The sequence below is a fragment of the Bradyrhizobium sp. genome (assembly GCF_049691595.1).
Classification (GTDB): Bacteria; Pseudomonadota; Alphaproteobacteria; order Rhizobiales; family Xanthobacteraceae; genus Bradyrhizobium.
Genome location: NZ_JBAVNZ010000069.1, coordinates 1 through 8,562 on the forward strand (window position 1 = coordinate 1; position 8,562 = coordinate 8,562).

At 62.6% G+C, this 8,562-nt stretch carries 12 protein-coding genes and 1 pseudogene; 5 read left to right on the plus strand and 8 right to left on the minus strand.

All coding sequences use genetic code 11. The features are described 5' to 3' along the window. Positions 1-85 precede the first annotated feature (85 nt). Both WCE35_RS03190 and WCE35_RS03195 read right to left on the minus strand, forming a co-directional pair. The gene (locus WCE35_RS03190; protein WP_424591893.1) at positions 86-1,564 is read right to left on the minus strand and encodes a caspase family protein; all 1,479 of its coding nucleotides are present in this window, start codon (positions 1,562-1,564) and stop codon (positions 86-88) included. A 183-nt stretch (positions 1,565-1,747) separates the two neighbouring features. Further along, the gene (locus WCE35_RS03195; RefSeq protein WP_424591894.1) at positions 1,748-2,626 is read right to left on the minus strand and encodes a DMT family transporter; all 879 of its coding nucleotides are present in this window, start codon (positions 2,624-2,626) and stop codon (positions 1,748-1,750) included. A gap of 171 nt (positions 2,627-2,797) precedes the next feature. Here WCE35_RS03195 and WCE35_RS03200 point away from each other — a divergent pair, with 171 nt between their 5' ends. Both WCE35_RS03200 and WCE35_RS03205 read left to right on the plus strand, forming a co-directional pair. Continuing rightward, complete coding sequence (locus tag WCE35_RS03200; RefSeq protein WP_424591895.1) at positions 2,798-3,196, plus strand: RidA family protein; 399 nt, start codon at positions 2,798-2,800, stop codon at positions 3,194-3,196. A gap of 140 nt (positions 3,197-3,336) precedes the next feature. Further along, entirely contained in the window at positions 3,337-3,537 is a 201-nt protein-coding gene (locus tag WCE35_RS03205) for a hypothetical protein (protein WP_424591896.1), read from the plus strand. Between the two features lie 60 nt (positions 3,538-3,597). Here the strand turns inward: WCE35_RS03205 and WCE35_RS03210 are convergent, their stop codons facing one another. From WCE35_RS03210 to WCE35_RS03220, 3 genes are all read right to left on the minus strand, one after another. Then, complete coding sequence (locus WCE35_RS03210; protein WP_424591897.1) at positions 3,598-4,041, minus strand: hypothetical protein; 444 nt, start codon at positions 4,039-4,041, stop codon at positions 3,598-3,600. A 67-nt stretch (positions 4,042-4,108) separates the two neighbouring features. Next, complete coding sequence (locus WCE35_RS03215; protein ID WP_424591898.1) at positions 4,109-4,468, minus strand: hypothetical protein; 360 nt, start codon at positions 4,466-4,468, stop codon at positions 4,109-4,111. Between the two features lie 188 nt (positions 4,469-4,656). Next, on the minus strand, positions 4,657-5,256 hold the full coding sequence (locus WCE35_RS03220) for a formyltransferase family protein (protein WP_424591899.1): 600 nt from the start codon (positions 5,254-5,256) through the stop codon (positions 4,657-4,659). Between the two features lie 338 nt (positions 5,257-5,594). Between WCE35_RS03220 and WCE35_RS03225 the strand changes: the two genes are divergently transcribed. Beyond that, entirely contained in the window at positions 5,595-5,804 is a 210-nt protein-coding gene (locus WCE35_RS03225; RefSeq protein ID WP_424591900.1) for a cold-shock protein, read from the plus strand. Between the two features lie 135 nt (positions 5,805-5,939). Here the strand turns inward: WCE35_RS03225 and WCE35_RS03230 are convergent, their stop codons facing one another. Both WCE35_RS03230 and WCE35_RS03235 read right to left on the minus strand, forming a co-directional pair. Next, complete coding sequence (locus tag WCE35_RS03230; RefSeq protein WP_424591901.1) at positions 5,940-6,164, minus strand: hypothetical protein; 225 nt, start codon at positions 6,162-6,164, stop codon at positions 5,940-5,942. 96 nt (positions 6,165-6,260) lie between these two features. Further along, a complete protein-coding gene (locus WCE35_RS03235) occupies positions 6,261-6,416 on the minus strand; it encodes a hypothetical protein (protein ID WP_424591902.1) in 156 nt (51 codons plus the stop codon). A 230-nt stretch (positions 6,417-6,646) separates the two neighbouring features. Between WCE35_RS03235 and WCE35_RS03240 the strand changes: the two genes are divergently transcribed. Together WCE35_RS03240 and WCE35_RS03245 are read left to right on the plus strand one after the other, a co-directional pair. Next, positions 6,647-7,072, plus strand: a complete 426-nt coding sequence (locus tag WCE35_RS03240; protein WP_424591903.1) for a hypothetical protein — start codon at positions 6,647-6,649, stop codon at positions 7,070-7,072. Positions 7,073-7,377: 305 nt separating this feature from the next. Beyond that, positions 7,378-7,923 (plus strand): DMP19 family protein, encoded by a 546-nt coding sequence (locus tag WCE35_RS03245; protein WP_424591904.1) that lies wholly within the window; start codon positions 7,378-7,380, stop codon positions 7,921-7,923. A gap of 431 nt (positions 7,924-8,354) precedes the next feature. Here the strand turns inward: WCE35_RS03245 and WCE35_RS03250 are convergent. Further along, a pseudogene (locus WCE35_RS03250) lies at positions 8,355-8,562 on the minus strand (hypothetical protein); the annotation flags it as partial.

The window sequence follows — 8,562 nt, forward strand, 5'->3', positions numbered from 1 at the left end:
GCGGAGTGTAGCAGACTATCAAATCCTTGAAAAAGCCCGGGATGGTCCCGGGCTTTTTGCTGGATGAAATTCTGAGGTTAGCGGATCATCTGCGACCTAACGCGCCGCCCAGCACGCCGCCCATGACGCCGCCGATGAATGCGGCTCCGGCGGCGTCGCCGCCACCACTGCGGTGCTCGCTTCCGCCGCCGCCACTGCTGCGATGATCGCCGACACTGCTGTTGCTGCTGCTGCTGTTGCTGTTGCTGTTGCTCGGCCGGGCGCGGCGCACGGGCTTGTCGTCCGCGCTGTCACTGGCGCTGGTTGGTGCGGTCGCGACGATTTCCGTCAACAGCGCCTTGTGCTGCAGCTTGTTGAGGAAGCCGGACTTGGGATAGCCGCGTGCCGCCTGCCAGCGCGTGATCACCGCGCGGGTCGGCTCGTCGAACGCCCCGGTGACCCTGGTGTCGAAACCAAGACCGTTCAGGCGCCGCTGCACGTCGCGGCGCTGGCCCTTGTCGAGACCGATCTGGTCCTCGGTGGTCTGGTTGGATGCCTCGGTGAAGGTCGCGGGATCGATACCGGCCGTCAGGTTGCGGGTCGCGGTGCTCGGGCCGTTTTCGAGCGAGGCGATCCGCGCCAGCGCCAGCGATTTGAACTGACCGTTCGGGTAATTGGTCAGATAGGCGTTGAACTCTTCCGGCTTGCTGGAATCCTTGATCGAACGCCAGAACTCGAGTTCGATATCGGTGCTGGGCGCGGCGGCAACAGCGACCGAAGCCGACGGTGCGGCGGCCGTGCTGCTGGCTGGCGCCGGCGCGCCGTTCAGATAGACCGAACCAATCAGGTTGGTGTGCCCCCAGGGGAGCTGGCCCTTGTTGGTCTCCTCGTTGACCTGGGCGCGGACCTTGGTCATGGCCTGCTGGATCTCGACGCCCGGCGCCGTGATGTTGGCGAGCAAAGCGCGGGTGAACGGGCTGTTGGTGCCCTCCTGGCCGTCGAGCGCGGTCTGGCCCGGGCCGGTCGCGAACGCGATCAGCGTGCCCTCGCCGGATTTCATTTCAGCCAGGCCTGACTGCACCGACACGCTGCGGGTCGCCGAGTTCGACTTGATCTTCGCGGCGAAGGGGTTGTCGCGGCAGGCGTCGAGGAACACCAGCTTGACCTTGGCATCGCTCATGGTCTGGTCGAGCGTGAGATCGATATTGATCGCCGAACCCAGCTTGACGTCCATTTCCGATTTGATGTCGGCGTCGACCGGCAGCAGGTAATTGGTGCCGCTGATGGCGATGCCGTGGCCGGCGTAGAAGAACACCGCTACATCGGCGCCTTGCGCCTTCTTGCCGAAGTCGAGCAGCCGCTCGGTCATCTTGTCGCGGGTGAGGTTGGTGCCTTCGACCACCTCGAAGCCGACATTGCGCAGCGCACCCGCGATCGCCTTGGCATCGATCGGCGGGTTCGGAAGCGGCGCGACATTCTTGTAGGCGCCGTTGCCGACGACGAAGGCGACACGCTTGTCGGCATGGGCGGCGCCGATGGTGAAGGCCATGCAGATCAGGGAAACAAGGAGGGTGAGGGTGCGCATCTGAAATCCCCTGGCAGAATCGAAATAGTTTTGGCCGTAACGCTGCGCGTAGACTACATGAAAAAACCACACTTGGTGCAGCGAAAAAAAGGGTGGCGGTTCGAATTCCGGTCACGGCTGGCGCTTACGCTATCCGATTGATCGGTCAGCCGGCGTGATCCGGATCACAGCCCGGAAATGGATTCAGCCAACGGCCCGGGCGGGGATCGGCGAATTTGCTCTCAGATTCAACAGATTGCCGGTGAGGATGAGCGCCGCGCCAAGCACCGTGAACATGTCCAGCCGCTCCGAATAGATCAGCCAGCCGGCAGCGGCCGTCAGGGGAACCCGCAGGAAATCCATCGGGATCACCACGGTCGCGTCGGCATGAAGCATCGCCCGCGCCATGCAGTAATGGGAGAAGGTGCCGCAAAACGCGATCATGACCACCCAGCCCCAACTGTAGGTCGGCGGCCATGTCCAGGCGTAAAGCGCGGGAAAGAATCCGGCGGCCGACTGCACCACCAGCATCCAGAACAGGATCGCCAGCGTCTGTTCGGTGCGGGTCAGCGACTTGACCATCGCAATGGAGACGCCGAACCCGACCGCGGCGGCGAGCGCGATCAACTGGCCCGGATTGATTTCGCCGGCGGCCGGACGAACGATGACGACAACGCCGACGATCCCGAGCACGATCGCCGCGATCTTCCAGACCGTCATGCGTTCGCCGAGGAATGTCGCGGCCAGGATTGCGGTCCAGATCGGCATCGTGAATTCGATCGCCACCACCTGACCGATCGGGATCAAGGTCAGCGCAAAGAACCAGCCGAGCTGGGCACCGTAGTGGATGAGGTTGCGCGCAATGTGCATGTGCGCCCGCGCGGTCTTGACGACGGAGAATCCGCCATTGACGCGGATCAGCGGATACAGCATCAGGAAGCCGAGGATCGAGCGCATTTCCATGAGCTGGAACACGTTCAGCTCGCGCATCGCCTCGCGCCCGGCCACCGCCACGATCAGCATCAAGGCGAGCCAGCCCGCCATCCACAGCGCGGCCCGGGGTTTTGAAGGTGTGCGATCCATGGCCGGAGAGATTTGTGGGCGGGTTCAACGCGGGAAGGCCGGTATCGGCGACCTCGCGGGGATTTGCAACGCGCAAATCTGCCGATGCCGCGATCGCAACACGCGAATTTCGCGGTGGGAGTGCCCGCCGGTTCGGTGCTAAGCATCGTCCGGTCTCAGGAGGATTGGCTCATGCATATTCTGCAACCGACCGAATGGTCGAAGCCGCGCGGCTTTTCGCACGGGGTCACCGTCGACGGTCCCGGCAAATGGATCATCCTTGCCGGGCAGACCGGCGGCGACGAGAAGGGGGATTATCAACCCGACATGGCCGCGCAGGTCGGCACCGCGCTGAAGCGGATCGTCAAACTTTTGAACGAGGCCGGCGCCGGTCCGGAGCATATCGTCCGCCTGAGCTGGTATTTGACCAGCCGCGACGAATATCAAGCGGCGGGCGCCGGCATCGGCGCGGCCTGGAAGGAGACGCTCGGACGAAATTTCCCGCCGTCGACGCTATTGTACATCGATGGCCTGGTCGATCAGCGCGCCAAGGTCGAGATCGAAGTCACCGCCTACCTGCCCGCGACTTAAGAGCTCTATCGGTTCTGATTGAATCAGAACCGGGCTCTGATCTGTTGTTTTGACGCGTTTTCTTCACCCGAACCGGGGTCCACGCCGCATCAAGGGCGGGGCAGGCTTTCGCCCGAAAACGCCATAGGAAAATGAACCCGATGACCAATCGATCGACATCCGCGGATTTCGTGACGGCGTTCGCCACCGGCTGGCCGGAACACCAGCCGGATATCATGGTGCTTTCGCTGACCACGCACAAAGGCGCGCAGGATTTTGCGTTCAACAAGGAACAGGCCCTGCTGATCGCGAAAACCATCAAGGAAACGGCCGCGAAGCTGGCGAAGCCGAAAACCGGCTGACGTCCAGTCCGCGGCGGCAGCGCGCCCGGGCTTGACCCGAGGGTGCGATTGATCCTGCGATTATTTCGACAGCGAGATACTCGCGGCCCGGAACTGGCTGTCGGCCCGCATGCTGACCGACTGCTTGTTGCCGCTTGTTCGCAGCGAGATGTTGGAGTTGAAGCCGGCTGCGCTGGCCACGACCTGGAAATTGCCGCCGCCGCCACGGCCCAAGAGGCTGCCGCCGATGTTGCGGCTGGTCTCGCTCCAGGTCCCCGAAATCGCGCCGCCCTCGTCAACGACGCTGGCCTGCAGATTGAACTTGTAGGCATCGCTGGCGCAAGTGAGGCTCATGTCCATGCTGGGCCCGATGGCCTGATAGGTCGCGCGGCAACGGATCCGCTCGCTGGAACCGTCTTCAAGCGTCACCGTACCGCCGCCGGACCATTTGCCGGCCATGCCAGCGAACGGGCCCGACTGGGCATGGCTGGTGGAGGCTGCGACGGCCGCCAAGAAAAGCGTCAAGAAAAACGCGGCGGCTGCGAATGCGAGCGGCCGCGCCTGCGCGAACAATTGTGATGTTCGGCTCGCTTTACTGACGGGAGGCTTCCCATCGACCGCTGCAGGGTACGCCGGCTGATGCGCCATTCCATTTCCCCGATCCGGAATTGCCACTGAGTTGACCGTTGGCATATGCACCATTGATCGAGACTCGCACAAGTCCCTCCCGGCCGATGCTTCCTGAAACAGCCGCGCCCGGCGCGGAAACCCTGCCGTCACTGACCGTCAAGGTCGAATTGGTCGACGGTTCGCAACTGCCGCTCTTGGTAACGACGGTGACATTCCAGAGGCCGTCATAGGGCTGCTGGGCGGAAACCGGAGAGGCAGCGAAGACGGCTGCCGAAACCAAAAAGGAGGCAAAAAGCTGCTCGCGAATGCGACTAGGACGCATGGATCAAATCCTCGATATGGGTGATGGCTGGGTTTATCCGGACACAATGTGGCCAAAATTTGCCGCACTGCAAAACTTCGAGAAGTTCCTGTGAATTCAAGCACATTAATGTGAATCCCGTTGGCGCCTTGAAACCTGAAATCGTCCGGGACGGACTTGATCCGCAATCGCGGACCGACGCTCGCCGCCTAATGTTCGCTGCCGGCCAGGCTTGGTGCCCGGGTGGCGAACTGCTCGTCCTGGGGCTTGGCCGGCAGAGTTTTGTGGGTTCTTGCGTAGTCGATGACGTCACCGAGCAGCTTCTGGCCAAGCGGCGCCAGCGCGCGTTCCCACAGTTCGCGCGCGGTTTCGCCTTTCCGGACGAACACCCAATCCTGCGCCGCGATCGCGCCGGCATCCATGCGCTCGGCGAGGTGGTAGATGCTGCCCCCGGCGATCGGATCGCCTTCCTTGATCGTCCACTCCACTGCCGCGATCCCGCGATGCCGGGGCAGCAGCGACGGGTGGTACCCGATGCCGCCAAGCCTGGCCGCGGCGAGCGCCGCCTTGCTGACGCGGGCGTGGCTGTGGGCGGTCACGATCAGGTCGGTATTGGGCGCGATCTCGGAGGCGGCAACGATTTTGGGGTCGGCCTGCACGACCACCTCGATGCCGGCGGCTTTGGCCGCGGCCGCCAGCCGGTCCTCACCGTCATGAACGACGACCCTGGCGATATCGACCCCGTGCTGGCGCAGCGTGTTCAGGGTGGTCACGCCGAAATGGCGGGAACCGACAAGGGTGATCCGCATGGTTTTCCATCCGTCATGATCGAGGCCTTGCACATGTCGATAACACGTCGCAGGCGTCTGTCACGCCACCGGCACCGGCGGCAACGGGTTATCAACAAGGCGCGGGACGTCGAGTCCATTGGTGGGATCCGCGCGCCACCTTCCCGAACGAACGCTCAAAGAAAAAGCCGCGATGCATTGCATTTGCGCCAGATTACTATATATAGCCGGCATTCGATTTGCGCCGTGCCTTGTTGAGCGCGCCCGTACGGGCCCCTTTTCTACAGACATCGCCGAGATTGGATGAAGCCGCGTGATGGTCATGCGGGATTGCGCGTAGGCGCTCTGGAGAAGAAGTTATGGCAACAGGTACAGTCAAGTGGTTCAACGGCCAAAAGGGATTTGGCTTCATTCAACCGAACGATGGCGGCAACGACGTGTTCGTTCACATCAGCGCCGTCGAGCGGGCCGGCCTTAGCGGTCTCGCCGAAGGCCAGAAGGTCAATTTCGAAGCCAAGGCCGACAAGATGCGCGGCAAGGTGAGCGCGGAAAATCTCTCGCTCGCCTGACGCAGCAGTCGTTTCACGGATGTACTGAAATGACCGGGCCCGCCCGATCCCTCCTTGGGTCGAGCGGGCCTTTTTCGTTTGCGCGCATCGGAGCCAAGGCTCCTGGCACGCCCGCCGGTCCGCCGATCTGTCGGATCAATCCTGGTCCGCTTCCAGGCATTGGTTGATGTGCGCCGCCCGGTCCCGCGGTAGGACTTTGGCTTCGTCGGCCTTCTTCTGACAGACGGCGACCTTGATTTGTTCAGCCCGCCGTTTTTCCGCGGCCGCGCGATATTCGGGCGCAACCGCGCCTGGATCGACCAGTTTCTGGGCAAAGCCGGGCGCGGCGGCGGTTGCGACGATGATTGCAGCAAGAGCCAATCGAAAAAATGATCCCACTTGAAAACTCCTCGACGCGATGATCCATCAACGGGGCAAGAAGCTGGCGACGATCGGCCGGGATGCGGCCTTGCCCCTTCAAAAAAATCCGGGGCTCAGATCGACCCCGTAGCTCATCATCATCGCCGATACCAGCAGGCCGGCGCAACCGAACAAAACGAGCTGTATCAGAATTTCCGCCTCGACCGATGTCTCAAAAAACGCGCGCGCAAGCGCCCTTGCAATAGCAGTCATTGGCGACCTCCGAAGTCCGCCCCGGGGATGGGGCCGGCGTCATCTGGACTAGCGCGGCCGGCGGGCGGCCGATGTGAACGCGGTCACATATGGCGAAACAAATTCTGGCCTGATGCCGCCGGGCGAGGCTTGGGCCGGGAAGGTTGGCGGGTTCACAATCGCGGATAAGCGAGACCGGGAACCAGCGGGCGCCCGCTTCGTTGAGCCCGGATATTCCGAGAGCAGGCTCCATGTTCGGCAAGGCAGTATCTTTCGCACTGGCGCTTGCAGGGATGTCGATCCTGCCGGCGACGTCCTTTGCGCAAGGCGCGGCTGGTCCGCCGCTGGCGGGATCGGCCGGCGCGGGCTCTGCCGCCATCAGCGGCGTTCCGATCGGGCCGGGCGGCCCCGGCGGGTTCAACAACGTCCTCAACGATCCCAGCGGCATCGGCAACGCGGCAAAGGTGCCGCCGCTTCCGTCACCGCCTTCCACGCCGGCGGTGTCACTCACGCCTCCGGCAATGCCGCTAACGTTGACTTCGCCAAGGCTGGTCGTCGTGCCCGGCCTTGGTCGCGCCGCGCCCCGTTACGTCCGCGGGTCCCACCGCCGCGCCGCGGTGAGCGCGCAGCAGCGGCGGACCGATCGGAAATTTTTGGACATTTGCCGGGGGTGTTAGAAACTCTTCCCGGTTGATCGGTAGTCGTACGGGGATCGCCCAAAGCGGATGAAAACCAAACCTTAAGTGCTTGATGATTCCCTGAAAGGGCCGCGCCGCCGCGCGGCCAAATAGCCGGGTGCCGCCTTTCTGACCTACCCCAGAGCGCAAGCGCTCGGCTATTTGCCCAAAACCCGTTCGGCTCGAGCTTGCCGCCGATGTCTTAAGCTTCGTATCCGAAATCCCACATGCCTTGTTCGTGCCACCAACCGCTCACAGGCTGACGACATTGTCCCCGGCGGCATCCGGAGTAGGTTCCAGTGGTGATGGCCAATCCGCCCGGTGAGTATCGTTCGATGCCGGTTGCCGATATCCTCGACAGCCTCGCCATCCAAATCTGCGAGCCGCCTCTCTCGAAACTCCGCGAGGATCTGAGGTCGATCCCGGAAGTGCTCCGCATCCCAATCCTCATTATCGACTTCGATATCGAAGTTCAAATGAACGGTATCCTCGGGTTCCTGGAAAACTCCACCGGTCGCTACCTTACCGACACAATCGATGCGCTGGAAACAATCGCTGCGCATGATGCGGCCAAGACCTTGCGTGCCATCCATCGGATCATGAGCGAGCACGGCGTGACGGTAGAGCGGCTCAGAAACGACTTTGCGGACGCACAGGAGTTCCAGATCACGAGCTTCCGTGAACTGCATGGAGACGAGCTGTCTCAGATGGCTGACTTGATTGTCGGGGAAGCCGGGGAGCTATATATCTACGACCCCGCGGCCGCACAGGTTTTTGATTTGCTGTTGGCGTATCTTGAGCGCCGCCGAGACGAATTTGTGGCTTCGTTGGAAGCTTGCGCGTCAGCCTGAACGGATCCTCATCGCATGGATCGACGATCAAGCAATGCGCCGCCGAGGACGCGGCTATCGACGTGAAACTGGTCGAAGGCGGCAAAGCATTTCGATCCGGATGCAGGCGCACTGCGCGAAATTTTTGACGTAGCGGCTTCTATAGAGCCAACACTCGCAACAGTGGTTCGGCAGCCGGAAGGATCGGTCTCAGCCGCCGAAGGCGTGATGCTGCTTCCGCATCTCCACAAGACGCGCCAGGCAATATTCGCGGTAGATCAGGGAGAGCAGGGCGGACATGATCGCACCTCGTTGTTTGACCATTTCGAAGGTGATCGGAGCATGGTCCGGTTTCGCGACGACTTCGCGCGATCGGGAAACGGGTTTCGGGACTGTTTCAAATCTGCTTCGCGATGCGCGACCTTCAGCTTCGCTAGCGCGGCTGACGACGGTTACTTCGTTGTCAGGCGCCTGGTCGGGGTTGCCGTCTTCGGCGCGGCCTCCGAGATCGCCGTCAGCCACGTATTCCAGCGCGATGGCCGGTTCGCCGCATCGAATTCGCCATAGGCTTTCGCACCCGAGGCGACCGGCTGGCCGGTCTGCCGCATGCCGCGACCGCGCGCACATTGGCGCTGCGCGAGCCGGTGGACGCCCGCCAGC

Excerpts from the sequence above, each read along its gene's own strand:
- WCE35_RS03190 (WP_424591893.1), bottom strand. The coding sequence starts at position 1,564 with ATGCGCACCCTCACCCTCCTTGTTTCCCTGATCTGCATGGCCTTCACC.
- WCE35_RS03195 (WP_424591894.1), bottom strand. The coding sequence starts at position 2,626 with ATGGATCGCACACCTTCAAAACCCCGGGCCGCGCTGTGGATGGCGGGC.
- WCE35_RS03200 (WP_424591895.1), top strand. The coding sequence starts at position 2,798 with ATGCATATTCTGCAACCGACCGAATGGTCGAAGCCGCGCGGCTTTTCG.
- WCE35_RS03205 (WP_424591896.1), top strand. The coding sequence starts at position 3,337 with ATGACCAATCGATCGACATCCGCGGATTTCGTGACGGCGTTCGCCACC.
- WCE35_RS03215 (WP_424591898.1), bottom strand. The coding sequence starts at position 4,468 with ATGCGTCCTAGTCGCATTCGCGAGCAGCTTTTTGCCTCCTTTTTGGTT.
- WCE35_RS03220 (WP_424591899.1), bottom strand. The coding sequence starts at position 5,256 with ATGCGGATCACCCTTGTCGGTTCCCGCCATTTCGGCGTGACCACCCTG.
- WCE35_RS03225 (WP_424591900.1), top strand. The coding sequence starts at position 5,595 with ATGGCAACAGGTACAGTCAAGTGGTTCAACGGCCAAAAGGGATTTGGC.
- WCE35_RS03235 (WP_424591902.1), bottom strand. The coding sequence starts at position 6,416 with ATGACTGCTATTGCAAGGGCGCTTGCGCGCGCGTTTTTTGAGACATCG.
- WCE35_RS03240 (WP_424591903.1), top strand. The coding sequence starts at position 6,647 with ATGTTCGGCAAGGCAGTATCTTTCGCACTGGCGCTTGCAGGGATGTCG.
- WCE35_RS03245 (WP_424591904.1), top strand. The coding sequence starts at position 7,378 with ATGGCCAATCCGCCCGGTGAGTATCGTTCGATGCCGGTTGCCGATATC.